30 protein-coding genes are annotated in these 24,762 nt (G+C 31.1%); 11 read left to right on the top strand and 19 right to left on the bottom strand.

What is annotated here, in order from left to right; translation table 11 throughout:
- Window positions 1-63 precede the first annotated feature (63 nt).
- From pilO to BMX03_RS06455, 16 genes are all read right to left on the bottom strand, one after another.
- Window positions 64-585, bottom strand: a complete 522-nt coding sequence (gene pilO, locus BMX03_RS06530) for a type 4a pilus biogenesis protein PilO (RefSeq protein WP_008538540.1) — start codon at window positions 583-585, stop codon at window positions 64-66.
- Window position 586: 1 nt separating this feature from the next.
- Window positions 587-1,675 carry a PilN domain-containing protein gene (locus tag BMX03_RS06525; protein ID WP_255361429.1) on the bottom strand — a complete coding sequence of 363 codons (1,089 nt, stop codon included), beginning with the start codon at window positions 1,673-1,675 and terminating at the stop codon, window positions 587-589.
- Window positions 1,676-1,772: 97 nt separating this feature from the next.
- On the bottom strand, window positions 1,773-2,222 hold the full coding sequence (locus BMX03_RS06520; protein ID WP_091694466.1) for a hypothetical protein: 450 nt from the start codon (window positions 2,220-2,222) through the stop codon (window positions 1,773-1,775).
- A gap of 24 nt (window positions 2,223-2,246) precedes the next feature.
- Window positions 2,247-2,855 carry a hypothetical protein gene (locus BMX03_RS06515; protein ID WP_091694463.1) on the bottom strand — a complete coding sequence of 203 codons (609 nt, stop codon included), beginning with the start codon at window positions 2,853-2,855 and terminating at the stop codon, window positions 2,247-2,249.
- On the bottom strand, window positions 2,797-3,171 hold the full coding sequence (locus BMX03_RS06510) for a hypothetical protein (RefSeq protein WP_022227613.1): 375 nt from the start codon (window positions 3,169-3,171) through the stop codon (window positions 2,797-2,799). Before BMX03_RS06510 ends, BMX03_RS06515 begins: the two co-directional genes overlap by 59 nt.
- Window positions 3,168-3,569 carry a hypothetical protein gene (locus tag BMX03_RS06505; RefSeq protein ID WP_225091896.1) on the bottom strand — a complete coding sequence of 134 codons (402 nt, stop codon included), beginning with the start codon at window positions 3,567-3,569 and terminating at the stop codon, window positions 3,168-3,170. Before BMX03_RS06505 ends, BMX03_RS06510 begins: the two co-directional genes overlap by 4 nt.
- A 48-nt stretch (window positions 3,570-3,617) precedes the next feature.
- Window positions 3,618-4,091, bottom strand: coding sequence for a prepilin peptidase (locus BMX03_RS06500; RefSeq protein WP_008538546.1), 474 nt, complete (start codon window positions 4,089-4,091; stop codon window positions 3,618-3,620).
- Between the two features lie 42 nt (window positions 4,092-4,133).
- A complete protein-coding gene (locus BMX03_RS06495) occupies window positions 4,134-4,538 on the bottom strand; it encodes a prepilin-type N-terminal cleavage/methylation domain-containing protein (RefSeq protein WP_177159365.1) in 405 nt (134 codons plus the stop codon).
- Window positions 4,539-4,570: 32 nt separating this feature from the next.
- Window positions 4,571-5,794, bottom strand: a complete 1,224-nt coding sequence (locus BMX03_RS06490) for a type II secretion system F family protein (protein ID WP_091694457.1) — start codon at window positions 5,792-5,794, stop codon at window positions 4,571-4,573.
- 1 nt (window position 5,795) lies between these two features.
- Window positions 5,796-6,812 carry a type IV pilus twitching motility protein PilT gene (locus BMX03_RS06485; RefSeq protein WP_091694454.1) on the bottom strand — a complete coding sequence of 339 codons (1,017 nt, stop codon included), beginning with the start codon at window positions 6,810-6,812 and terminating at the stop codon, window positions 5,796-5,798.
- The gene (locus BMX03_RS06480; protein WP_255361428.1) at window positions 6,772-8,031 is read right to left on the bottom strand and encodes a GspE/PulE family protein; all 1,260 of its coding nucleotides are present in this window, start codon (window positions 8,029-8,031) and stop codon (window positions 6,772-6,774) included. The genes BMX03_RS06485 and BMX03_RS06480 overlap by 41 nt, the downstream gene beginning before the upstream one ends.
- Before the next feature lie 136 nt (window positions 8,032-8,167).
- Window positions 8,168-9,028: a shikimate dehydrogenase gene (locus tag BMX03_RS06475; protein WP_091694451.1), complete on the bottom strand. Its 861-nt coding sequence runs from the start codon at window positions 9,026-9,028 to the stop codon at window positions 8,168-8,170.
- A 24-nt stretch (window positions 9,029-9,052) separates the two neighbouring features.
- Window positions 9,053-10,582: a YifB family Mg chelatase-like AAA ATPase gene (locus BMX03_RS06470; RefSeq protein ID WP_091694449.1), complete on the bottom strand. Its 1,530-nt coding sequence runs from the start codon at window positions 10,580-10,582 to the stop codon at window positions 9,053-9,055.
- A gap of 99 nt (window positions 10,583-10,681) precedes the next feature.
- A complete protein-coding gene (locus BMX03_RS06465; protein WP_091694446.1) occupies window positions 10,682-11,275 on the bottom strand; it encodes a UbiX family flavin prenyltransferase in 594 nt (197 codons plus the stop codon).
- Window positions 11,272-11,625, bottom strand: a complete 354-nt coding sequence (locus BMX03_RS06460; RefSeq protein WP_022227605.1) for a YraN family protein — start codon at window positions 11,623-11,625, stop codon at window positions 11,272-11,274. The genes BMX03_RS06465 and BMX03_RS06460 overlap by 4 nt, the downstream gene beginning before the upstream one ends.
- A 9-nt stretch (window positions 11,626-11,634) precedes the next feature.
- Window positions 11,635-12,402 carry a ribonuclease HII gene (locus BMX03_RS06455; RefSeq protein ID WP_091694443.1) on the bottom strand — a complete coding sequence of 256 codons (768 nt, stop codon included), beginning with the start codon at window positions 12,400-12,402 and terminating at the stop codon, window positions 11,635-11,637.
- A 208-nt stretch (window positions 12,403-12,610) separates the two neighbouring features.
- Here BMX03_RS06455 and fba point away from each other — a divergent pair, with 208 nt between their 5' ends.
- Complete coding sequence (gene fba / locus BMX03_RS06450) at window positions 12,611-13,576, top strand: class II fructose-1,6-bisphosphate aldolase (protein WP_008538557.1); 966 nt, start codon at window positions 12,611-12,613, stop codon at window positions 13,574-13,576.
- Between the two features lie 139 nt (window positions 13,577-13,715).
- Entirely contained in the window at window positions 13,716-15,236 is a 1,521-nt protein-coding gene (gene guaA, locus BMX03_RS06445) for a glutamine-hydrolyzing GMP synthase (RefSeq protein WP_091694503.1), read from the top strand.
- A gap of 354 nt (window positions 15,237-15,590) precedes the next feature.
- Here the strand turns inward: guaA and BMX03_RS11390 are convergent, their stop codons facing one another.
- Window positions 15,591-15,740 carry a hypothetical protein gene (locus BMX03_RS11390; protein ID WP_255361427.1) on the bottom strand — a complete coding sequence of 50 codons (150 nt, stop codon included), beginning with the start codon at window positions 15,738-15,740 and terminating at the stop codon, window positions 15,591-15,593.
- Window positions 15,741-15,980: 240 nt separating this feature from the next.
- On the opposite strand from BMX03_RS11390, the gene BMX03_RS11530 reads away from it, so the two are divergent.
- From BMX03_RS11530 to BMX03_RS06405, 8 genes are all read left to right on the top strand, one after another.
- Window positions 15,981-16,220 carry a plasmid recombination protein gene (locus tag BMX03_RS11530; RefSeq protein WP_369816098.1) on the top strand — a complete coding sequence of 80 codons (240 nt, stop codon included), beginning with the start codon at window positions 15,981-15,983 and terminating at the stop codon, window positions 16,218-16,220.
- Between the two features lie 741 nt (window positions 16,221-16,961).
- A complete protein-coding gene (locus BMX03_RS11385; protein ID WP_346016409.1) occupies window positions 16,962-17,120 on the top strand; it encodes a TnpV protein in 159 nt (52 codons plus the stop codon).
- A complete protein-coding gene (locus BMX03_RS11525) occupies window positions 17,102-17,197 on the top strand; it encodes a hypothetical protein (RefSeq protein ID WP_369816097.1) in 96 nt (31 codons plus the stop codon). Before BMX03_RS11385 ends, BMX03_RS11525 begins: the two co-directional genes overlap by 19 nt.
- A gap of 199 nt (window positions 17,198-17,396) precedes the next feature.
- The gene (locus BMX03_RS06425; protein WP_091694436.1) at window positions 17,397-17,609 is read left to right on the top strand and encodes a helix-turn-helix domain-containing protein; all 213 of its coding nucleotides are present in this window, start codon (window positions 17,397-17,399) and stop codon (window positions 17,607-17,609) included.
- Window positions 17,596-19,095: an Eco57I restriction-modification methylase domain-containing protein gene (locus BMX03_RS06420; protein ID WP_091694434.1), complete on the top strand. Its 1,500-nt coding sequence runs from the start codon at window positions 17,596-17,598 to the stop codon at window positions 19,093-19,095. Before BMX03_RS06425 ends, BMX03_RS06420 begins: the two co-directional genes overlap by 14 nt.
- Window positions 19,082-20,002, top strand: a complete 921-nt coding sequence (locus BMX03_RS06415) for a BsuBI/PstI family type II restriction endonuclease (protein WP_091694431.1) — start codon at window positions 19,082-19,084, stop codon at window positions 20,000-20,002. The genes BMX03_RS06420 and BMX03_RS06415 overlap by 14 nt, the downstream gene beginning before the upstream one ends.
- Window positions 20,003-20,059: 57 nt before the next feature.
- A complete protein-coding gene (locus tag BMX03_RS06410; protein WP_091694428.1) occupies window positions 20,060-21,031 on the top strand; it encodes a nucleotidyltransferase domain-containing protein in 972 nt (323 codons plus the stop codon).
- Window positions 21,032-21,036: 5 nt separating this feature from the next.
- Complete coding sequence (locus tag BMX03_RS06405; protein ID WP_091694425.1) at window positions 21,037-21,594, top strand: Cap15 family cyclic dinucleotide receptor domain-containing protein; 558 nt, start codon at window positions 21,037-21,039, stop codon at window positions 21,592-21,594.
- A gap of 275 nt (window positions 21,595-21,869) precedes the next feature.
- Here BMX03_RS06405 and BMX03_RS06400 read toward each other — a convergent pair whose 3' ends face one another.
- Entirely contained in the window at window positions 21,870-22,214 is a 345-nt protein-coding gene (locus BMX03_RS06400; RefSeq protein ID WP_255361431.1) for a C-GCAxxG-C-C family protein, read from the bottom strand.
- A 241-nt stretch (window positions 22,215-22,455) separates the two neighbouring features.
- Here BMX03_RS06400 and mscL point away from each other — a divergent pair, with 241 nt between their 5' ends.
- On the top strand, window positions 22,456-22,914 hold the full coding sequence (mscL, locus tag BMX03_RS06395; protein WP_008538560.1) for a large conductance mechanosensitive channel protein MscL: 459 nt from the start codon (window positions 22,456-22,458) through the stop codon (window positions 22,912-22,914).
- 55 nt (window positions 22,915-22,969) lie between these two features.
- On the opposite strand, the gene BMX03_RS06390 is transcribed toward mscL, so the two are convergent.
- Window positions 22,970-24,589: a glycoside hydrolase family 13 protein gene (locus BMX03_RS06390; protein ID WP_022227600.1), complete on the bottom strand. Its 1,620-nt coding sequence runs from the start codon at window positions 24,587-24,589 to the stop codon at window positions 22,970-22,972.
- Between the last annotated feature and the right edge of the window lie 173 nt (window positions 24,590-24,762).

Below are 24,762 nucleotides of genomic sequence, written 5' to 3'. Positions count from 1 at the left end.
TAAAATTTAAATATAAAAATATTCTATTTAATTATAACAGATTTTATTTATCTTTATCTATTATTAATTATTCGCATAAATTTGTAAAGTTAATTTCGCATTTATCGTATTATTTTGTATAAAAATATTGCTATCTTGTATACTTACCAATCTACTATTTAAATTCAATTGATGTAAAAAATCAACTATAGCAAAATAATCACCTTGCAATACAAGTTCTATTTCTTCCTGCTTTAAATTATCTTGCGTACTCTTATTTTTAGGCATCATTTTTATGATATTCACTGATGAATATTTTGCCATATCATTCAACTGCAATAAAAACTTTTCTTCATCTATCTCTTGCGGTATTTTTTCTGCCAATAAGTTTAAATTAAAATTTATCTTTTCTCTATAACTATCTATATTTTTATTTTTTGCCATAAAATCATAATAACTTACCAATTCTTCTTGTTGTTGATTTTTTTCAGTATTTAATATATCTATTTTAGAACTCACTATATTTCCTAAAAAAAATAGTATCATTATCCATAGACTAATGATACTTATGCAAATAATTAAATGTTTATAATCTTTATATTTCATTTTACCTCATCACTATCTTCATCGTAAAATCCAATAAATTATCTTCCGTATTAATCTTTATCTCTCCAATTTCACTCGTTTGGAAAAATCTTATTTCTGATAATTTCTCTTTATATACAGCTATACTTTGATAATTTCTCGCTCGTCCCTTTAGAAAAATTTCTCCATCTTTTATCTTCAAATCAGTTAAAGCCACATCATCTACTGTATTTGCACCTAAATTAATTAAAATAGCATATATATTCACTGATTTTTCTTCTAAATTCTGTACTAACTTTTGTTTATCTTTAATTAAAGCTTCTTGTTGTTTTAACTGCTCTATATCATCTATATCATTTTGTACTAAAGTTATTTCTTCTTTTATATTTTGTTCCTGTCTTTCAGCTTGATAATATTTTGTAATTATATAACCACCTAAACAACAACTACAAGATAATAAAATAGTTATCAACAATAAATATATATTTTGCCAATTTAAATAACTCAACTGTTGTCTTTTAGGCAAAAATTCTTGATATTGTCGCTGTAAAAAGCATACTAAAATTTTACTTATCACGTCAAAATCTTCTATTTCAGCCAATAATTCTCTATCTATTTGTAGCTCACAATTAAAAATATCGCTTCGTTTTTCTACTCTATACCTTTTTATATATTCATCTTCTGCTATCACATCTATTTTTATATCATTTTGACAAAACACACTATATAAATTAATATTTTGTTCTTTTGCCAATTGTTGCCATAAATCCACTAAATTCTTATTGATTAAATTCACTTTTAAATTATAATTTTCTTTTACATCTTCTAGTGTATATGTATAATAATACTCTTCTAACTTTATATCTTCCTGTAACTCCCAATACAAGGCTTTTTTTATTTCCGACAAAGGCATACGAGGAAAACTATAATGTAAAATCTGATGTTTTTGCTCAGCAAAATTTATCACTAAATATTTTATATTTTCTCGTTCTTGTTCCTTATAAAATCTATATAAAATCTCTTGATAAAAATTAATATCTTCATTATTTTTCTGAATTTTTTCCGCATAAAAATGAATGATTTGCCATCTATCATCAGTTATTTTCTGCACTGTCAGCAAAGAAAGTTTATCTTCTTCTATATAAGCAAATATAAACTTAGCAAAATCTCTTATATATAATTTTCTTCCTATTTTCTTTAACTCTCTTTTAACGTTCCCAACGCTGTACAATGCAATCATCATCTTTCTTTTGTAAATAAATACAATTTGGATTTGTGATATCTTCTAAACTACTTTCTACAATTAATTTGTATATGTCTTGATTATATGTCTGCATTAAATATGCTTTTATCTGCACAGATTTTTTCATCTGTTTATCTGTTACTGTCTTTTCATCTACTATAATAGCTTTATCAAATTCATCTTTACCTTGTGCCTTCATGCAATCATCTTGCCATTTTTCTTTATCGTATTTATATATATCAATTAAATTTAAACTTTCACTTATTGTATAATTTTTAGTCTGCATATTCATTTTTAATATTTCTAAACTATCATTTTCTGTAAGACTTAATCTATAAATATACAAAGAAAAAACAGCCATTAAACTCAAAACAATCAGCATAGAAATACTTATCATACCATCTTCTTTGTCCATGATTAAAACCTCATTTTTCTTCAATTAAGGCTCTATATTATCCATTGTTTTTGCATTTCGCTGTAAAACCACTGTAGTGAGTTTAAATTCTTGATTAGTTCTATAAGTTTTACCAATTACATCTAACTGATATAAGTCATCGCTAATTTTACGACAACTATAACTTATATTGTCATTACCAAAATAATTTTCGCTATTTAATGGCTGTTTAGCTCGAATAGTATATATATCATTATTCAATTTGGATATTTCACAACGATAAATAATCGCTCCTTCTTTGCGAAAGCCGATATATTTTTCCATATCATCAGAATTAGCTGTAGCCCTTCTTTTTGTCGCAATAATTAAAGTTTCTTTATGCGCAAAATCTATCTGGTCTATGATTTCATCAGCATAAGTAATTTCTGTTGCCATATTCTCCAAAATATTTTTCGTCTGTTCTTGCAATATCCAATTGTCAATATAGTTAAAGATACTACTGCTAATGGCTTGCACTATGACTAAAATAGCAATTATTAAACTAAAAATTAACGGTAAAATTATCAATGCATTACCTACAATAAAGCCTTGTTGTTCATTTAATAGCTTCTCTTTTAATTTCTCTTTCTTGATATTCCATCTCTTCTTGATCATGATAATGCCAGCTTATTTCAATACTGATTTCATCTATATCACCTTGAAAATTTTCTTTTTGTTTTATCATATATTTCATACCATTGCATTCTATTTGATTGGGAATAATATTTGCTTTTTGTTCTTCCATGAGATTTAAATATCCTTGTGCTAAATATATCGCTGTCATTCTATAACCATTGTTTAACTGTTGATTTCTCAATATTCCCATACAAATATATATCATTGCTACACTAGATAATATAGCCATCAAAATCAATAATTCTATATGCAAAAATCCATTTTCATCTTTATTTAAATTTTGCCACATATTCATGATGAGTCCTCATAAGAATTTATTATACGTATCCTACCCACACGATTTATCACAATATATTTTGCTGTATTTCCACTATAAATTTTTATCGTTTTATTTGGCCAACTGTTGTATAAACTATTTTGGCGAAAAACATAAAAATTAGCATTATCATCAAAATCTATTTTTATATCATCAGGCAAATAATAAATCCTTTGTGCCGTATTTTCATTTAATTTCAATATATATTTATCTCTATAAATATAACAATGTGGTCTAAAATCACTATCTTTCATATAATGATAATTTCTTGAACGCTCCTGCACATTCATCAATATACTGACTAAATTAATTGCTTCATTATTGACCTTCTGTTCTTCACTGGCAAAATCAACAAATATCACACTCTGTGTAAACAATGCTATAATCCCTGTCATTATAATTAATTCTACATACCACATTTGCAATTAACCTATAAAACTAAGCCACAAATTTAAAATATCATCAGCTTCAAAAAAAGCTATAATATTTCCTAAAATAAGCATCGGTGCAAAAGATATCTTTTCTTTTTTACTCACTTTATTTATGTTCCTTAAATAAAAATAAATAGCCACTATTCCGCCAAAAATAAAACTTACATATATCGCCACTATACATTGAGGATAATTACACCATAAGGCTAAAACTAAAGCTAATTTCAAATCTCCTGCACCCATTAATTGCTTAGGGTAAAAATATATCACACAAAAGATAATTAAATTGATTAATAATGCATAGATTATTTTTTCTAAATCTATGTTAAAAATCATTAATCGAACAACTAATATTAACCCTAGATATAATAAACTCTTATTTTTTATCTTCAAAGTCTTAAAATCTACCCAAGCAATTTTGCCTAAATACATACAAACAATCAAATCATAAATAAAACTTGCTTCCATTTTATTACTTATCTCTTTTATATTTATCTCTAATTATGAATATTATTCACTAGTATTTTTACCAAATTCCATTCTAGTCTTTCCCATAAAAGTAGCATTTGTTTTATCTGAATTTAGACTATAATTTTCTCCTGTTTCATTAGAAGTCAAAACGCCATTTACATATACATCTCCAGTAGGTGCCTTTATATTTTCTACATCAATATATTCATCTAAATCACTTATATCCTGTGGTGCTCTATTATTTTGAACTTTATACATTGCTATTGCTGTATCTAAAGATTGTAAATCAGCTTGTACTCTAGATGTATTTGCCATTGCTAAAGATTCATTAAATTTCGGTAGGGCTATTGCTGTCAAAATAGCAATAATTGCTACAACAATCATCATTTCAATCAAAGTAAAACCATCTTCACTTAGTTTTAGTTGTTCAATTTTATTCATCATTTTTATCATTCTTTCTCATAATAACTAAAAATTTATAAACCAATATTATTTACCAAATCAAATAAAGGCATAATAATAGCTATAATAAATACTCCCACAATAAAGCCCACACTTATCATCAATATCGGCTCTAATAGTTGCAAACATATCTTTATTGTATTATCTAATTCTTTTTCCCAAAAACTAATTAAATAAGACAATATATCTTTTAACATACCTGTTTTTTCACCAATATCTATGAATTCTTGTAAAATATTTACGCTCAACGAAACTTTAGCAAAAGCATCAGCTAATGAAAAACCTTGCTTTACTAAATTTTGCACCGTTTTTAAATTATCTTGTACTAATATATTGTGATTGCTATTTAACATAATATTTAAAGCTTCATCTATACTAATACCACTTCCCAATAAAAAAATTAGCTGATTAACTATATTTACTAAATAAAACTTTCGCAAGAAATCACCAAATACAGGCACTTTTAATATATACTGCAAAAAAATTAATCTTAATTTATCTTTTTGCCCTACCAAAATAATAGCTATAAAAATTATCAATAACGATACGCATAATTTTATAAAATGAGCCTTTATATTTAAACCTATAGATAAAATAGTTGCTGTTAAATAAGGTAAATCAATATGCATACGTTGAAAAATATCTGCAAATGCTGGAATGACTAAAAAAATCATCAACATAATTACTATTGCTAAAACGCACAATAAAAAAACTGGATAAATACATATTTGCCTTAATTTTTGTTTTAATTCATATTCTTTGGCTAAAAAAACTCCTGTGTCTTTCAAAGATTCTGCTAATAGACCTGTATGTTCTGCTATATTTATTGAACTTATTAAATACGCAGGTAAATTAAAATTTTTTTGCCAAATAGCAGATAAATTTTCACCTTCATTCAAACCTATAATTGTTTTTTCTATAAAATTTTTTATATTTTTATCACGTAAATTATTCTTAACTATTTTTAAAGCCTCTATAATATCTATTCCTGACTCTAAAATAATTGACAATTGCTGGCAAAGTAAAATCACTTGTTTATTAGTAATTTTTTCATCTTTTCCTATGCTTTTTATATATTCTTTTATACTATAGATATCATTATTGTGTATAGCTATTATCAAATATTGTTCTCGCCTTAAATAATCAATCACCTCCAATTTATTATTTGCCACTAAAGAGCCCTTTATTAAATTGCCTTGTTGATAATCTCTTGCTATATAAAAAAATTTAGTCATCATCTTAACCTATATACTTCTTTGCTATTTTTTCATCTATTAATTTAGCTTTAACTAATTTTTCTATATCATCTTGTATAAACTGCATACCATTTTGTCTATTTAATTGCATTTGCGAAATCAACTGTGATAACTGATTTTTACTAATTAAATTTTTTACTGCTGTAGTTGCCAATAAAATATCCATACAACAAACTAAATTCTCATCTATTGTTGGAATTAATTTTTGAATGATAATACTATTTAACGAACTTGCAATCTGCATACTAATAGCTTCTATCTGTTCTTGATTAAAAAAACTTTCCATGCGTATTATCGCTTCTATCACCGAAGAAGCATGTAATGTTCCTAAAACTAGATGACCTGTTTCAGCAGCATTTAAACAAGCTTTCATCGTTTCTGTATCTCTTATTTCTCCCACCATTATCACATCTGGATCTTGTCGCATTGCCATCTTTATAGCTTCACTGAAATTTTCAAAATCTACATGGTATTCTCTTTGATGAATTAATGATTTCTTATTAGTAAATACATATTCTATAGGCTCTTCTAAAGTTATGATATGCTTAGATTTATTTTGATTTATATACTCTATCATAGAAGCTAAAGTCGTTGATTTTCCTGTTCCTGTAGCACCACAAATCAATATTAAACCATTATCATTATGCAAAATATCTCGCAAGACTTTTTGCTGATAAAAATTCTCTATAGGTTTTACATTATCATTTATCAATCTAATAGCCATACCATAGCCTTTATAAATCATATAGATATTTATCCTAAACCTTCTATTATTAAATTCATAAGCATAATCTATCACTTTATTTTGCCTAAATAAGATTTTCTGTGTTTCATTTAATGTATTTTCTATCACTTCCCTAAAATCTTCTCTTGTAAAAAATTCATCTTCCCAAATATTTAACTTATTATTTTGGCGATAATATATATTTTTATCAGTAGTTAAATGAATATCTGACCACTTACACACTATCGCTTTTTGTAAAATTTCTAGGAACTTCATTTATTTGATATACTCCATTTAAAGTTTTCCATACTTCCTGAGCTGTAGTTATGCCCTGTAAAACTTTCATCTTTCCATCATCTAATAAAGATTTAAAATCTGTTAACCTCGCCTCTCGTTTTAAATTCACATCAACATCATCTCTACTGATTAAATATCTCATTTTTTCTGTAGGTCTTAAAATCTCTTGCAAAGCTATTTGACCTAAAAAACCTGTATAATTACAATATTTACACCCCTCTCCCTTATATAAATCCATACCTAAATAAAAATCTTTTCCTAAAAGCAATGCTTCTAAAGAATTTTCACTTGGTTTATAACTAATTTTACATTTAGGGCAAATCTTTCTCACTAATCGCTGTGAGGTCATACCTAATAAAGCAATGCTAAGCATCACAGGACTGACTCCTAAATCTATTAATCTAGCTGGTACACCCAAAGCATTTTTAGTATGCAAAGTAGTTAATACTAAATGACCCGTCAATGCCGTAGTTATCGCTTGCTTAGCTACCATTTCATCTCTTATTTCTCCTATCATTACAATATCAGGGTCTTGTCTAAGTGAAGCTCTCAATGCCACCGCATAATCCATGCCTGCTTTTTGATTTACCTGCATTTGATTTATACCTTCTAGATTTAACTCTACAGGATCTTCAATTGTAATAATATTAGTATCTAATCTATTTAAATAATTTAAACTAGCATAAAGTAAAGTAGACTTTCCAGAATTTACAGGACCTGTTATCACAATAAGACCACTTGAAGCACTTATCATATCTTTAAAATATTTTAAATTCATTTTAGAAAATCCCATTTGATTTAAATTCAACAGATTTTCTTTATTCCCCAATAATCGCAAAACCACTTTTTCACCAAAAAGTACAGGTATAGTAGATATCCTGATATCTATATTTTGAGCAGAAAAAATAAATTTTCCATCTTGTGGCAAACGCTTTTCTGCTATATCTAGATTGCTTATTAATTTCAAATACGATATCAAAAAATTGCTAATTTGGTTTGAAGCTTTATATATCAATACTAATTTACCATCTATTCTCAAGCGAATTTGCAAATATTTTTCCTGTGGCTCTAAATGAATATCACTAGCTTGCAGTTTATAGGCATTTTCTAGCAAACAATCTATAAAATCTGCTACAGGTAATTTATTACGATAACCTTGCAATATATTATGTTTGCCCTGTAATTGCAAATTTCTCATTATTTTTAATGATAATTGCTCCAAATCCTTTTCTATTTCCATTTACTTCATCTTCGTTTCTAAAATAAAAATAGATGTACAGGCCTCATCTCAATCTCACCCATACATCTATGTTCATAGCGGTCTAAACAAACCTTTATTTATTTTTATTCAAATAATCATGTAACGTTTTCACCATGATATTTACATTTATATCTTTATCAGTCCATAAATGAAGTGCTGCTGCTCCTTGTTCAGCTAACATTCTTTCACCGTTTAATATTTTATGCCCATATTCTTTGGCTTCTTGTAAAAATTTTGTTTCAACAGGGATATATACAATATCATAAACAAACGCAGATTTTTTTACACTTTCCCAATCAACAGGTGGTTTACTATCGATATTTCCCTCCATTCCTAACGGAGTAGTATTTACTAATAAATCAGCTTGAGCTAAATATTGTTTAAATTCTTCACTATGCCAATCGCACACTTTTATATCAACTAAATCTTTAAAATCATTTGCTAATAATTGTGCTTTTGCTGGATTTCTAACTGCTAAGATGATATTTTTTATTTCTTGTTTAATCAAGCCACAAACAACTGCTCTACAAGCTCCACCAGCTCCTAAAATCACAGCTGTTTTATCTTTTATTTCCACATTTTCCTTTAGTAATGGATTAATAAAACCAATAGCATCTGTATTATATCCATATAATTTACCATCTTTTATATGTACAGTATTTACAGCTCCTATTAATTTTGCCATCTCATCTATTTTATCTAAATACTGCATGATATTTACTTTATGCGGAATAGTTACATTAAATCCAGTAAAATTTAATGCTTTTAACCCTGTTACTGCTTTTTCTAAATCCTCTGGAGCTATCGGCATAGCAATATATGCATAATCAATACCGGCTTCTTGTATAGCTGTATTTTGAATAACTGGTGATAATGAATGTTTTATAGGATAACCAATTACTCCTAAATTTTTTGTTTTTCCTGTAAATACCATAATTTCGCTTCCTTTACTTTAATTTTAAATTTTTTCTTGTAAATTAAAGTTATTACGATATTGAACGGCTTCTGCTATATGTTTATCTTCTATATATTCACTATTATCTAAATCAGCTATAGTCTGTGCCACTTTAATAATCCTATCGTAAGCTCTAGCACTCAATCTCATCTGTTCAAAAACAAGACCTAACATATCTTGTGCCTTAGCTGTTAATTTACAATATGATTTTATCATAGCATGTGACATTTGAGCATTACAAACTATTTTAGCTTGAGCAAATCTTTTTAATTGTATCTGCCTTGCTTGTTCAACGCGTTGACGTATCTGCTCTGAAGATTCTGCTTTTTTATCTGTTACAAAGTCTTTATATTCCACTCGTGGCACTTGAATTTGTATATCAATTCTATCGAGCAATGGCCCTGATATTTTCTTTGTATAGCGTTTTATTTCATAATCACTACAAGTACAATTGCGTGTATTATCATATTTATAACCACAAGGGCAGGGGTTCATTGAAGCCACTAATATCATTCGTGACGGAAATTTTAAAGAAGCATTTACCCTTGTTATCATGACTTCTCCATCTTCTAATGGTTGTCTTAATGCCTCTAAACTAGCTTTACTAAATTCTGGTAATTCATCTAAGAACAAAACACCATTATGACTTAATGTTACTTCTCCTGGTTTTGGTATAGTACCGCCACCAATGATACCAGCACTAGAAATTGTATGATGTGGACTGCGAAAAGGTCTTTTCGTTACCAATCCACTATCTCTTGATAACAATCCAGCTATACTATAAATCTTAGTTACTTCTAAAGCCTCTTGATATGTCATTTGCGGTAAAATTGTTGCTAAACGCTTGGCAAGCATTGTCTTCCCTGTTCCTGGTGCTCCCACCATCAAAACGTTATGTCCACCTGCTGCCGCTATTTCTAAAGCCTTTTTAGCCAAAAACTGCCCTTGTACATCAGCAAAATCTTCATTAAATTTTATATTTTGTGATATTTTATTTTCTCTTTTTGCCGGTTTTAATTTTTTTCTGCCTTGCAAAAAATCTATCAGTTCAGATAAATTCTCTATTGCATATACTTCAATACCATCTACCAATAAAGCTTCTTGTTCATTTCCTTTTGCTACCAAAAATCTTTTTAAATGCAAATCTCTACATAAAATAGCCATAGATAAAATACCTGTTATAGTTTTTACTTGACCATCTAACGATAATTCAGCAGCTAATAAACTATCACTGCAACAATCTTTAGGTAAAAATCCATATGCTTCTAAAAGAGCTATTGCTATCGGCAAATCCAAAGATGAACCATTTTTTCGCAAATCAGCAGGAGCTAAGTTTATAGTCACCTTTTTCGGCACTAAATTGACATTTGTATTTCTAATAGCAGGACGAACTCTCTCTTTTGCTTCCTTTACTGCCACATCAGCCAAACCAACTATTTCAAATTTTGGTAAACCATTTGCTACATCGGCTTCAACTTCTATAAGTACACCATCTATGCCTAATGTTGTCGCTCCATAAGTCTTAGCAAACATAAAATCACCCCATAAAATTTGGGGTGATTTATCAATTTTACTTTTCTAAGTTTTACTTTTATATAGTTAATCTATTAATAAATTATCCCCAATAAAACTCTAAATCTCATCAGGTCCTGTCCAACGTTCAAATAAATCATTATCCACATTTAAAGCATCGCAAATTTTACCCACTAACATATCAACTAATTCTTCAATAGTTTTTGGTCGATGATAAAAGCCTGGACATGCTGGCACTATTCTTGCTCCTGCATGTGATAATTTCAACATATTTTCTAAATGAATAGCATGTACTGGTGTTTCTCTTGTTACTAAAACGAGCTTACGACCTTCTTTTAAAGTTACGTCAGCTGCTCTAGTGAGTAAGTTTCCAGCAATGCCATTTGCTAAAGACCCTAAAGTCTTCATGGAACAAGGTACAATAACCATTGATTCACAAGGAAAAGAACCACTTGCTATTGCACTATCAATTCGATTTACATCATAAATCTTATGAACCATTTGTGTCAATTGAACCATAGTTAAGCCACATTCATACTCTAATACTTCAAGCCCTGCTTTTGAAGCCACAAAATGTACTTCAATTCCACTATCAGCAAGGACTTGTATCAATCTATAGGCATAAATCGCACCACTTGCCCCTGATACACCAACAATAATACGTCTTTTTCGCTCAAAACCCTTTGTTTTCAAAGCTCAAATGCTCCTTTCAAATGATTAAATTTCACCTTATTATCATCATAGTGAAATACCTCTATTATATCAAATCTATAATCAAATTCTGCATTAAAATTATCATTTATATATAATTGAGCCGTTTTCATGATTTTTTGTTGTTTTTGATAATCCACAAATTCAGCAGGAAATCCAAATGCAGTATTTTTTCTAGTCTTTACTTCAACAAAAATAATTGTATTTTGCTTTCTTGCTATAATATCTATTTCACCAAATCTACTATGATAATTTCTCGCCAATATTGTATAATTTTTTGCCTTTAAAAACTCTACAGCCTTATTTTCTCCCCATAAGCCCATATTTTTCATACAAATACCTTATTTCTGCATCACCATTGATTTTATTGGCTCAAATGATTTTCGATGAATTTCACATGGTCCATACTTTCTTAAAGCTTCTAAATGTTCACTTGTTCCATACCCTTTATTTTTAGCAAAGCCATATTGTGGATAAATCTTATCAAATTCATTCATCATTCTATCTCTTTCCACTTTAGCGACAATGGAAGCTGCTGCAATCGAAGCAGATTTTGCATCACCTTTGATTATTGATTGATGATAGATATCCAAACTTTTTAAAGGCATAGCGTCAATCAACACCGCATCAGGTTTAGGATTTAATCCATAAATAGCTTCATACATACCATTCATTGCAGCTTGATAAATATTTACTCTATCTATAGTTTTTTCATCGATAATCGCTCTATTTACAGCTATCGCATTTTCCATGATGATATCATAAATTTTTTCACGTGTTGCCTCGGATAATTTCTTGGAATCATTTATTTTCTCAATAAAAAAATTCTCCGGCAAAATAACACTAGCTACTACTACAGGCCCTGCAAGCGGTCCTCTACCCACTTCATCTACGCCAGCGATTAATTTATAACCATTAGCTCTACATCCATTTTCAAAAGTATATAAATTAGCCACTCGCTGACGTTCTTTCATTTCTCGTTGATAACTTTTATATATACTTTGTACACCTTTACGGGCATCATTTTTTATCGCTGTCAATAATTCGTCATTACACTCTTTAACCATTAAATCTTTTATCTGTTTTATAGACAATTTTTCAATATTCATATGCTCACCTACTCAAATAAAAATTATATTTATTTTAAAATTATATCATAACGGATTTAACTATAAATGCCGAAATTTATTATAAAAAATATTTATAGATTGCAAGAATTGTCTGAATTAAATAATTTTCAGATTTTGATATACAAATAAACAAATTTTATGCTATAATAGTCTTGAAATTTAAATTTTGTCTATGGAGGTTTTTTTAATGCCATTAGTAACAACAAAAGAAATGTTTAAAAAAGCGTATGAAGGCCATTATGCTATTGGTGCATTCAACGTAAATAATATGGAAATCGTTCAGGGTATCACTGAAGCTGCTAAAGAATTAAACGCTCCTTTAATTCTTCAGTGCTCCGCTGGTGCTAGAAAATATGCTAAACATCAATACCTTGTACATCTTGTACAGGCTGCTATTGAAGACACTGGTCTTCCAATCGCTTTACACCTCGACCATGGTGCAGATTTCGAAACTTGCAAATCTTGTATTGATGGCGGTTTCACTTCCGTTATGTTCGACGGTTCCCACTACAGCTTCAAAGAAAATATTGAAAAAACAAAAGAAGTTGTTGAATATGCTCACGCTCATGGCGTAGTAGTAGAAGCAGAACTTGGTCAGTTAGCTGGTATCGAAGATGATGTTAAAGTAGCTGCTCATGAAGCTCATTACACTGATCCTAACGAAGTTGAAGAATTCGTTAAAGAAACAGGTGTTGACTCCTTAGCTATCGCTATCGGAACTAGCCATGGTGCTTACAAATTCACTCCTGACCAATGCACAAGAAATGAACAAGGCATTTTAGTACCACCTCCACTTCGTTTCGACATTCTTGAAGAAGTTGCTAAACGTCTTCCTAACTTCCCAATCGTTTTACATGGTGCTTCTTCCGTTCCTCAAGATTTCGTTAAAATTATCAATGAAAATGGCGGTCATATGCCAGATGCTGTTGGTGTTCCTGAAGACCAACTTCGCAAAGCTGCTTCCATGGCTGTTTGCAAAATCAACATTGACTCCGACCTTCGTCTTGCAATGACTGCAGGTATTCGTAAACACTTCAACGATCATCCTGATCATTTTGACCCACGTCAATATGTTGCTGACGGTAGAACTAACATCAAAGCAATCGTTTCTCACAAAATTAAAGAAGTTCTTGGTTGCGACGGTAAAGCTTAATTTTAAATTAAATTTCGCTTAATAAATAGCAACAAATATAAAAGCTCTCTTTACAGAAAAACTACTGTATAGTAAACTATTTTTGTAAAGAGAGCGTTTTTTATTATTAGGAGGTAAAAAATTGAGCACAATTCATGAAATGGTTCTTGTTATTGACTTTGGCGGTCAATATAACCAATTAATTGCACGTCGTGTTAGAGAATGCGGTGTTTACTGTGAAATTGTTCCTTATGATTATACAGTAGAAAAAATTAAAGCTAAAAATCCACAAGCTATTATTTTCACTGGTGGTCCTAGCAGTGTTTACGCTGACAATACACCACAGGCTGATCCAAAAATCTTTGAACTTGGTATCCCTGTACTTGGTATTTGCTATGGTCATCAGTTCACAGCTCATAATCTCGGTGGTAGCGTAGCTCATGCTGAAGCTGGCGAATATGGTAAAATGGACATCACTCTTGATACTACTAGCGTTTTATTCGATGGTATCAATGCTGATGAAATTTGCTGGATGAGCCATCGCGACTATGTAGAAAAAGTTCCAGAAGGTTTCAAAGCTATTGCTCATACTAAGCATACTCCTGTTGCTGCTATGTGCGATGACAGTCGTAAATTATATGGTGTACAATTCCACCCAGAAGTTGAACATACTCCATTTGGTCAGCAGATGATGAAAAACTTCTTATTCAAAATCTGTGGCTTAAAAGGCGATTGGACTATGAGTTCTTTTGCTCAAAGCAAAATTGTAGAAATCAAACAAATCGTTGGCGACAAAAAAGTATTATGCGCTTTAAGTGGCGGTGTTGATTCTTCTGTTGCTGCTGTTTTAGTTCACAAAGCTGTAGGCAAACAATTAACTTGCGTATTCGTTGACCACGGTTTACTCCGTAAAGACGAAGGCGATCAAGTAGAAACTATCTTCCGTAAACAATTCGATATGAACCTTATCCGTGTTGATGCTAAAGACCGTTTCTTAGGTAAATTAGCTGGCGTTTCTGATCCTGAAAGAAAACGTAAAATCATTGGTGAAGAATTCATTCGTGTATTTGAAGCTGAAGCTAATAAACTCGGCAAAATTGATTTCCTTGTTCAAGGTACAATCTATCCAGATATTGTTGAAAGTGGTACAAAAACTTCTGCAACAATTAAGAGCCATCACAACGTTGGCGGTCTTCCTGAAGATATTCAATTCGACCTTATCGAACCACTTCGCGAACTCTTCAAAGATGAAGTTCGTGCAGTAGGTGAAGAACTCGGCATTCCTCATGACCTCGTATGGCGTCAACCATTCCCAGGTCCTGGTCTTGCTATCCGCGTTCTTGGCGAAGTAACTGAAGATAAACTCGCTGTTGTTCGTGAAGCAGATGCTATCTTCCGTGAAGAAGTAGCTAAAGCTGGTCTTTCCGAAAAAATTTGGCAGTATTTCGCTTGTCTTCCAAACATCCGTTCTGTAGGTGTTATGGGTGATAGCCGTACTTATTGCCACACTGTAGCACTTCGTGCTGTTACAAGTAGCGATGCTATGACTTCTGAATGGGCAAGAATTCCATATGAAGTATTAGATACAGTTTCTCGTAGAATTGTAAACGAAGTACCTGGTGTAAACAGAATAGTTTATGATATAACTTCTAAACCACCAGCTACAATTGAATGGGAATAATACAACTAACTCAACAACCCCAGATTTTATACGGGTTTACGGCGATTTAAGAAGTCTTTTGACAACAGTTTAATAACAGCCATACAAGAGCTATTATTCTTGTAATCCTGTGGTTTATAAGTTATAGAATAACAAAAGGTAGCTTGCATGGTAAAAGAAATCAATATTAGAAAGCCTTTAGCTATGGGTAATAACTCGTAGCTAAAGGCTTTTTGTCGTTCTTATTCATCTTTTTTGAACTTATCCTGAAACGTCTTCACCAGCGTATCGCTGAATTCCTGCGAAGAGACTTTTGCCCAAAGCTGCGTAGTATCGCATTTCGGCCAGCGGTCATAATCGTCCTTGCTAATTTCACTAGCAGACAGCTTCTTTGTCCTTGTCTTTGTTGATTTTCAGGCAAACTTCTCCGTTTTCTTCTCTGACGGTCAGCCCATAAACTTCTTCAAGGATGAATAAGGTGTGCATAAGACCGATCTGACTATCAATGTTAGCAACATCAAGCATTTGTGCTAGTGTATCCGTTAAGTTGAAAATGTCATAGTGAGTCATGCACTTTGAAAAAGTGCGTAACTGCAACGAAAAAATGAAAGCTATGAAAATATGAATGTTAGCCTATCCCGAAAACACCACTGAATATTCATTTTCAAGACTGTGGCAAGCTAACTTACAACGAACATCTAGACATCTGTGGATAGGACAGTGTCCTTAAAAGAATTGAAACCAGACGCAATAGTCTTTAATGAGATGATATTAGATGTGAATACCGACTACTTCAAGAGGAACGACGATTATAATTTTGCTTGTCGTTTCTATGAAGAACCGTTCCATTTTACAGAAAAGTTATATGGGAAAGACAATATTATTTCCGCAGTTATGCACATTGATAAACTGAATATCGCTATGACCGAAAAGTACTGTAAAGATCCGACGCTAGTAGAAACTGTGAAAGAAGTGATCCATCAAGTTAGCCACTCAAATAAATAGAAATTAGAAAAAGCGTTGGATAGAAGCAGAAATCCTGTACTAAATAGTAAAGGAAAACCCGTCTATCGTGCTTCGTACAATATTTTACAGAATAAGTTTTACGAATATATGAATAAGTAGGATTAAGTGCTTTGACTGTGGCAAAAGAAGGATTACAGCATAAAATCTAACTTCTCTTGTATATAAAACTCAGCAGGACAAAAAAAGACTGGTGGATATTGAACAGAATATTGTCGCTGAACAAAAGTCCGATATAACGATAATCGCAAAGCGTTTATGACCTTTTCAGAAATTGACATCTCTGTCAAAAAGTCTTTCATAGGAAAATACACGGTATTATCTGAGGACTATGAAAAGCTGACAAAGCACAGTTACTCAACAAAATCTGAAGTACAGCGGTTGAGAGAGGAAAATAGAAGTCTACCCCGTCAAATCTGATCACTGCAAAACAAGGTTTCAAAATTAAGAACTACTCAGCGAGAACTGACTGAAAAGTGCAAACCATACCTTAAGGCGTTAAAGATTGCCTCTAAAAGGTCAAGGAGTTTATCAGCGATATTTTTGAAAAATTCAAAAGCAAAAAAATATTTATTATGAACCAATTCTAGCTCTAATAATAAAAATTACGAAAGGTATGAAAATGAAATGACAAAAATGATTTTTAAAGAAATGGGCAGCACTTATTTATGACAAGGAGATTATAAGCTCCCTTACCTGTCCTTACCAACCTAGAAAGGAAACATTCCTATTAAAGTATGGGGACAGAGACACCTGCGCTATCTCAAACAGCACCATAATCATAAGGTGCTTTACATCAATCTGCTCACAAGCGGCAAGCTGAACAGTTATATCTTGCGGGTATTGATAAGCAATCTAAAAATATGTTTCTTCGTCTGGTAAAACAGATGAAAAAGTGTGAGAGCATATCCAAACAGTTAAAGGCAGGAAATCAGATGAAATATGGGTTGGCAAGATGAATAACATCCGCAACAAAGCGATGGAAATTGTAAATGCAAAACTAATCTATAAATAACACAATAGCGGGATGGTGACTTATCATCCCGCTATTGTGTTATTTAATTTTTCCTGAGAATTACTCATGAACACATGAGTAAAACTTGAATTTTCATTTAAATTATTCTATAATATGTTCATCCTTATGAAGGGAGTAATGAAATGACTGTTAGCTATGATAAACTATGGAAACTGCTTATTGATAAGAAAATGAATCGAACGGACTTGAAGAATGCGGCAGGGATTAGCTTTAATGTCCTTGCTAAAATGAGCCGCAATGAATTTGTGTCACTGGAAAGTTTATGTAAAATATGTTCTGTGTTAAGTTGTGATATTGGTGATGTAATGGAGTTTATAGAAAATGAGCCTGCTTGATTTTGTTCTTCAAACTACGAAGAAATATATTGAACAGATGCCGAAGTCTCAACGAAAAAAATACGGACAGTTTTTTACAAGCAAAGAAACTGCTGTATTTATGGCCGAGTTATTTAAAATTCCTGTAGATAAAGAGCATCTTCATATTCTTGACGCCGGAGCTGGCTCTGGAATATTGTCTGTTGCGATAATTGAAAAATTACAAAAGACACCGCAGCTACGATATATACACTTAGTATGTTATGAAAATGATCCTCAAATCATTGAGTTGTTGAGAGCAAATCTTCAGTGGGTTTGCCAGCATTCTACATTAAGAGTTGACTATGAAATACGAGAAGATAACTATATTTTGAGTCAAATGTTAGAGTATAATGAAATGCTTGGTGCTAGACCCGATCCTTTAAAATACGATATAGTGATCGGTAATCCGCCTTATATGAAGATAGCAAAAGACGCTCCAGAGGCTAAAGCAATGCCTGATGTTTGTTATGGTGCTCCCAATCTGTATTTCCTTTTTGCAGCTATGGGAATGTTTAATTTATGTCTAAATGGCGAATTAGTATATATCATTCCTCGCTCTTGGACTTCAGGAGCATATTTCAAAAAATTTCGCCAGAAATTCTTGAAAGAAGGTGTTTTAGAACATATCCACTTGTTTGTTAGTCGTGATAAAGTATTCGAAAACGAAAGTGTATTGCAGGAAACTATGATTATAAAAGTCAGAAAAACAACGACCATTCCAGAGAATATTGTTATCACAACAACACAGAGTAACAAGGATTTTTCAAATAAAACAACTTTTGAAGCAGTGTACAACACTGTTATTTCAGGAGAAAATAAGTATGTTTATTTGGTTACGAATAAACAAGAGTTAGAGACACTCGAACTGCTGAATAGGTGGACAAATACATTACCGAGCATTGGATTAAAAATGAAAACGGGCTTGACTGTTGATTTTAGAAACAGAGAAGTTTTGCGCAATGCGCCAGAAGATCAGGCAGTACCGTTGTTCTATTCACAGCATATACAAAACGGAAAAGTAATATTTCCTATTGGCAAAGAACACGAATATATCGTTACTAATCAAGCAAGTCTGTTACAACCGAATGTAAATTATCTTTTTGTAAAAAGATTTACTACAAAAGAAGAACATCGGCGATTGCAATGTGGTGTATATCTTGCAAGGAAATATCCTGGTTATTCGAAAATCAGCACCCAAAATAAAATCAATTTTATTGGCGGGATAAAAGAACTATCGGAATGTATTGTTTATGGACTATATGTATTGTTTAATTCAACCTTTTATGATTGCTACTACAGAGTCTTAAACGGTTCAACTCAAGTCAATTCAACAGAAATTAATTCTATGCCTATACCGCCTTTGGAAAGCATAGAACTAATGGGCAAAACGCTGATTAAATCCTGTGATATGACAGAAGCGGGATGCAATCAAATTTTAAGGAGTTTCATTTATGAGCAAAATTGAGGAAGCAAGAGAGATACTAAAAGAATTGCAAGTGCCAGTTAAGCAGCAGTCGAATTTGTGCTGTTATGTTCTTTTGGCTATGGCAGATATAAAAGAAGATGATGAATGGTCAAGTGCTGTAAATGGTTGGATTCGCATTCACGATGTCATAGCATATACGAAGGAAAACTATGGCGTTGCCTATGCAGAAAATAGCCGAGAGACTTTTCGAAAGCAAGCTATGCACCATTTTAGGAATGCTGCATTTATTGAGGATAATGGAAAAGCCACCAATAGCCCGAATTATCGCTATCGTCTGACCGATGAAATGCTCTCGCTTATTCGCTATTATGAAACAGAGCATTGGGAAGTAAAAAAACAGAAATTTTTACAATCTCACGAAACACTGATTGATCTGTATGCATCTAAGCGTACAATGAGAAAAATGCCTGTGCGGATTAATGGAGAGAATTTTACTTTTTCGCCTGGGAAGCATAATCAACTACAAAAGGCTATTATTGAGGAATTTGCACCTCGATTTGCACCTAATACTGAGTGCCTTTATGTAGGAGATACCACAGAAAAAGATTTAGTTAAAAATATAAAAAGGCTTCAAGAATTGGGATTTGCCATTACACTTCACGATAAAATGCCAGATGTTGTCCTTTACTCTGAAAAAAAGAATTGGCTTTATTTTATCGAGTCTGTTACTTCTGTCGGGCCGATGGAACCTAAGAGAATTAAAGAGATTGAAGAAATGACAGAAGGCGTTACAGCCGGTAGAATTTATGTAACTGCATTTCTTGACTTTAAAACTTTTAAAAAGTTTTCTGAAACACTTGCTTGGGAAACAGAGGTTTGGATTGCGGATATGCCAGACCATATGATTCATTTGAATGGAGACAAGTTTTTGGGACCAAGAAAGTAGAGCTTCTTTGCTGTTTTCATTATAGGGAATTTGCAAAATAATTATGGAGGATTTGATTTGAAATACACAGAAAAGCAAATAAGTAAAATGGCATCTCCCATTAGTCAGTCAGAAAATGAAAAATGTAAAAATGCGATTCGTATGGTTCGAGATGCAATGAAAAAACTTAACTATACTGATGACGGGAAAGATATCCGTTCTTATATGACAGAATCTTATTCATATGCTCTTGATTTGCGTCAACAGTACACAGGCAAAAAAATCACCTTACTTGTTCAAGGATCGTATGCAAATAAAACAAATATTCCAACAGAAAGTGATGTTGATGTAGCAGTTATTCTTGAATCAACATTTATTGCAAAATATAGAGCAGGTGCGACTGATAGCAACTATGGTTTTACGGATGGAACATTTTCTGCTTCTGAATTGAAAGACGAAGTTGAAAAAGCGTTGAAACAGCATTTTGGCTACCAAGGTGTGAAACGCCACGACAAATGCATTAAAGTCATTGGAAATACATATCGCGTTGATGCAGATATTGTGCCTGCATATAGGTATAGAGATTACTCCAATGACTATATAAATGATTCTAATAATTATATTGGTGGTATTGAAATTAGACCTGATAGTGGTGGCAGAATAATCAATTATCCTGAACAACACATCAAATTAGGTATAGCAAAGAATAAAGTGACAAAATATAATTTCAAGAAGTGCGTTCGAATCATTAAGAGTATGCGAGAAGATATGGAGGAAAATGGTTATGCAGTTTCTTCAAAAATATCATCTTTTGGACTAGAATCATTGCTTTGGAATGTGGATGTATCTGCTTATACAAAGTATTCAAATATATTAAGATATACATTTGACGAGGTCATTTCTTTTTTTAAGAATGATTTTTGGAAATTTGATGATTATACAGAGGCAAATGGAATAAAACCTCTTTTCCCTGATATTGCCACAAAGAGTGCATATCAAAAATTTATAAATGATTTATATGATTTTTATGAATATGATATCAAGGAGTAACAATATTGGATAACAAAATATCGAAATTTTTAACAATGAGTTTATGGGTTGCGTTAATCTTGTTTGCAATTCGTTATTTGTTATGGGGTTTTAATTCGCTTTATGACTTTATTGGTGCAGCAGGAAAGGTTATTTATATCACAATAATCCTTATGGGATTATATTGCACCTTTATTTGGAAATACAATCCTTTGGAAAAAACACCCAAATTGATGGGAGTATATAAAGGCATAATAAAGTACAATTTTAACGGTGCAGCCTCAAAAAAGGATACATTGGTAAAAATAAAACAGACTTTGTTTTCAATAAAAGTTCAAATTACAACAAATGAAATAACAAGTAATACTATTGTGGGTAATCTTGTGAAAGAAAATGAAGAATATGTTCTTTATTATACCTATATCACTAATCCTAAAAGTAAGTATAGCAAAGAGAATCCAATACAATATGGGACTTGTCGACTACTAACAAATGACAAAAATCGTTTAGTGGGAACATACTGGACATCTCGCCAAACAATAGGAGATATTGAATTAGAAAAAATTAATAATAAAAAGAAATAACATCATTGTGTGATTTGGAAAGGAATCATAAAAATTATATATTACTATTATCCTCAGTTTCAGAGCGAGTGTTATCAACACCAATAAAAAACTGATAACATTAGCTAATACAAGCAGGATAATATGGATGCATCAAATAATCAAAAACATCACAAATACAACAGATAATAATCTCTAAACAAAATTGATTAGATTTTGCCGAATGGAAATAAGATAAAAAATATAGCTAAGTCCTTATTTGAGGACTTAGCTTTTTTATTGAATAAAATATTATTTTATTTAAAATAGTGTTTCTTTAAAATTTCATCTGCTACTTGTACACAATCTTCACAAGATAAAATTTTATTCTTCTCCATATTTTTCAAATCTCTACAATATATTGAACCACATTTTTCTTTAAATAATTTTGCTACTTCCTGAAATTTATTATATGTATCTTGTTTACTTTTCAATGGAGAATTTTTATCACCTGCACTATTAGCTAGACTTATTACTAAAAACATGCCTGTAACAGCTCCACAAGTATCTCTTAATCCTCCCATGCCAGAACCAAATCCTTCTGTTAATTTAAATGCTACATCTTCTGAGAAGCCTAATTCTTCACAATAAGCACAAACAATAGCTTAACAACAATTATAATTATTATCTATAAAATTTTCCATTACTTTATTTTTCACAAAAAGTCATCACCATTCTTAAAAATATGTATTTATTATACTTATTTGTATTTATATTTTATAGATAAAATAATGCACAATATTTGTTAAAAAATGACTTTTTATCTTCTTATTATTTATCTTTATAAGTTATACTTTATAAGTTATAATTATATACATTATATTCAGAAAGGTTCTTGTCGTTATGAAAAATTTCTTTATTGAATTTAAAAAATTTGCTTTTAAAGGCAATATGCTTGATTTGGCAGTTGGTATGATTATTGGTACTGCTTTTACAGGGCTTGTAAATTCCATTGTAAAAAATTTAATCATGCCTATAATCAGTATTTTTACTGGTGGTATTGATTTCAACAATATGTATCTGCCACTCAGTAAAGCGACTTTCATACTTGCTGAAAAAGGTGCTGACCTTGAAACAGCTAAAAAAGCTGGTGCAGTTTTTGCTTATGGTGCCTTTTTAACAGATTTTCTCCAATTTTTAATTTTGGCTTTCGTAGTCTTTTGTTTAATTAGACAGCTAAACAAATTAATTCCTATTCCTAAAGAACCGCCAAAAACAAAAATCTGCCCATTTTGTAAATCTGAAATTCCTCATGAAGCCACTAAATGTGCTCATTGTACCTCTGACTTACCAACAACTTAAAAATATACAAAAAGAAAGCATAGTCTAATCAAAACGATTAAACTATGCTTTTTTATTATTTCTGCCACTGATAAATTACAGCTTCATATGGTCTTAAATGACCTTTTGTCAAATCTGTTATTGTATCTTCATAATTACTAATTAAGATTTTTCCTGTGCCTTCTAAGTTAAAATCAACTTCTTTATCATAAAAATTACATACTATAAGCCAAGTTTCGTCTTTATATTTTCTTGTATAAGCAAAAATATTTTTATCTTCGGCTAATAATAAATCATATTCACCATAAATCATAATAGGATTTTCTTTACGCATCTTAATCAATTTTTGATAACAATAAAAAATTGAATTCTTATCAGCTAAAGCTTTTTCTACATTTATATCTACATAATTACGATTTACTCTATACCATGGTTTAGCCTTGCTAAAACCAGCATATACATCACTATTCCACTGCATAGGAGTTCTTGCATTATCTCTAGCTTTGGCACGCAAAGATTTTAATATTTCTTCTTTAGGTATATTATTGGTCATTCTTTCTTTATATGCATTCACAGATTCAATATCGGCAAAATCAGCTAAATCATTAAACTCAATATTAGTCATGCCGATTTCTTCGCCTTGATAAATATATGGTGTTCCCTGCATACCATGAAGTAATATCGCCAACATTTTCGCAGACTGCACGCGATATTCTTTGTCATTACCCCAACGAGATACAATTCTTGGTAAATCATGATTATTCCAAAATAAACTATTCCAACCTTTGCCATTTAATTCTTTTTGCCACTTAGTAAATACTTTTTTCAACTCAATTAAATCAAGCTTTTTCAAATTCCATTTATCCGAGCCTTCTTGGTCAAGCATAATATGTTCAAATTGAAATACCATACTTAATTCATGTCTATCTGGACTGGAAAATAACTGTGCTATCTGCGGATTTGCTCCCCAACATTCACCTACAGTCAATAAATCTTTGTCTTGCAAAGTTTCTCTATGCATTTCTTGAATATATTCATGTAATTTAGGTCCATTCTCTTTGATTTTTAAATCTGGAACTTTGCCAATCATATCGATGACGTCCATTCTAAAACCACCAACACCTAAATCAATCCAAAAATTCATCATCTGCCAAATATCTTTGCGCATATCTTTATTTTCCCAATTTAAATCTGGCTGTTTCTTACTAAAAAAATGCAAATAATACTCTTGAGAAGCTTCATCATATTCCCATGCTGAGCCACCAAAACAAGATAATAAATCATTTGGTGGATTATTTTTTTCACCTTTTCGCCAAATATAATAATCACGATATTTGCTATTTTTATTTGTTTTTCCTTCTATAAACCATTTATGTTCATCTGAAGTATGATTTACCACTAAATCCATGATTATTTTTATATTATGTGCTTTAGCTTCTTTCAATAAAGCTTTCATCTCGTCTAATGTCCCAAATTCTGGAGAAATATCATAATAATCGGAGATATCATAGCCATTATCATCATTAGGTGAACAATATACAGGACTTAACCAAATCACTTCTATACCCAATTTTTCCAAATAATCCAATTTAGAACGAATACCATTGATATCACCAATGCCATCATTATTGCTATCACAAAAACTACGAGGATAAATTTGATAAACAACAGATTTTTGCCACCATTTTGTTTCCATAAAAATCACCTTTTATTACTTATTTGTTTTATTATATTATAATAAAACGTATTGTGCTAATTAAAATTTTTACTTGCAAAAAAAGTTCAACAAGAGTACATTTCTAAGTATTTCATCACAAAGAAGTGTATCTAATGTTGAACCAATCTCATTGTAAGCTAAATACTTTAAAA

The sequence above is a fragment of the Megamonas sp. Calf98-2 genome (genome assembly GCF_900110235.1).
GTDB lineage: Bacteria > Bacillota > Negativicutes > Selenomonadales > Selenomonadaceae > Megamonas > Megamonas funiformis.
The sequence above is the reverse complement of the archived record's forward strand: the minus strand, read 5'-3'. Positions and strand labels throughout refer to the sequence as shown.

Excerpts from the sequence above, each read along its gene's own strand:
- fba (WP_008538557.1), top strand. The coding sequence starts at position 12,611 with ATGCCATTAGTAACAACAAAAGAAATGTTTAAAAAAGCGTATGAAGGC.
- BMX03_RS06490 (WP_091694457.1), bottom strand. The coding sequence starts at position 5,794 with ATGATGACTAAATTTTTTTATATAGCAAGAGATTATCAACAAGGCAAT.
- BMX03_RS06415 (WP_091694431.1), top strand. The coding sequence starts at position 19,082 with ATGAGCAAAATTGAGGAAGCAAGAGAGATACTAAAAGAATTGCAAGTG.
- BMX03_RS06520 (WP_091694466.1), bottom strand. The coding sequence starts at position 2,222 with ATGGACAAAGAAGATGGTATGATAAGTATTTCTATGCTGATTGTTTTG.
- BMX03_RS06485 (WP_091694454.1), bottom strand. The coding sequence starts at position 6,812 with ATGAAGTTCCTAGAAATTTTACAAAAAGCGATAGTGTGTAAGTGGTCA.
- BMX03_RS06425 (WP_091694436.1), top strand. The coding sequence starts at position 17,397 with ATGACTGTTAGCTATGATAAACTATGGAAACTGCTTATTGATAAGAAA.
- BMX03_RS06515 (WP_091694463.1), bottom strand. The coding sequence starts at position 2,855 with ATGATCAAGAAGAGATGGAATATCAAGAAAGAGAAATTAAAAGAGAAG.
- BMX03_RS06480 (WP_255361428.1), bottom strand. The coding sequence starts at position 8,031 with ATGAGAAATTTGCAATTACAGGGCAAACATAATATATTGCAAGGTTAT.
- BMX03_RS06460 (WP_022227605.1), bottom strand. The coding sequence starts at position 11,625 with ATGAAAAATATGGGCTTATGGGGAGAAAATAAGGCTGTAGAGTTTTTA.
- BMX03_RS06475 (WP_091694451.1), bottom strand. The coding sequence starts at position 9,028 with ATGGTATTTACAGGAAAAACAAAAAATTTAGGAGTAATTGGTTATCCT.
- BMX03_RS11525 (WP_369816097.1), top strand. The coding sequence starts at position 17,102 with ATGTTTCTTCGTCTGGTAAAACAGATGAAAAAGTGTGAGAGCATATCC.
- BMX03_RS06455 (WP_091694443.1), bottom strand. The coding sequence starts at position 12,402 with ATGAATATTGAAAAATTGTCTATAAAACAGATAAAAGATTTAATGGTT.
- BMX03_RS06510 (WP_022227613.1), bottom strand. The coding sequence starts at position 3,171 with ATGAATATGTGGCAAAATTTAAATAAAGATGAAAATGGATTTTTGCAT.
- BMX03_RS06390 (WP_022227600.1), bottom strand. The coding sequence starts at position 24,589 with ATGGAAACAAAATGGTGGCAAAAATCTGTTGTTTATCAAATTTATCCT.
- BMX03_RS06500 (WP_008538546.1), bottom strand. The coding sequence starts at position 4,091 with ATGGAAGCAAGTTTTATTTATGATTTGATTGTTTGTATGTATTTAGGC.
- BMX03_RS06495 (WP_177159365.1), bottom strand. The coding sequence starts at position 4,538 with ATGATGAATAAAATTGAACAACTAAAACTAAGTGAAGATGGTTTTACT.
- BMX03_RS06470 (WP_091694449.1), bottom strand. The coding sequence starts at position 10,582 with ATGTTTGCTAAGACTTATGGAGCGACAACATTAGGCATAGATGGTGTA.
- guaA (WP_091694503.1), top strand. The coding sequence starts at position 13,716 with ATGGTTCTTGTTATTGACTTTGGCGGTCAATATAACCAATTAATTGCA.
- BMX03_RS11390 (WP_255361427.1), bottom strand. The coding sequence starts at position 15,740 with ATGCTTGATGTTGCTAACATTGATAGTCAGATCGGTCTTATGCACACC.
- BMX03_RS06420 (WP_091694434.1), top strand. The coding sequence starts at position 17,596 with ATGAGCCTGCTTGATTTTGTTCTTCAAACTACGAAGAAATATATTGAA.
- BMX03_RS11530 (WP_369816098.1), top strand. The coding sequence starts at position 15,981 with ATGATATTAGATGTGAATACCGACTACTTCAAGAGGAACGACGATTAT.
- pilO (WP_008538540.1), bottom strand. The coding sequence starts at position 585 with ATGAAATATAAAGATTATAAACATTTAATTATTTGCATAAGTATCATT.
- mscL (WP_008538560.1), top strand. The coding sequence starts at position 22,456 with ATGAAAAATTTCTTTATTGAATTTAAAAAATTTGCTTTTAAAGGCAAT.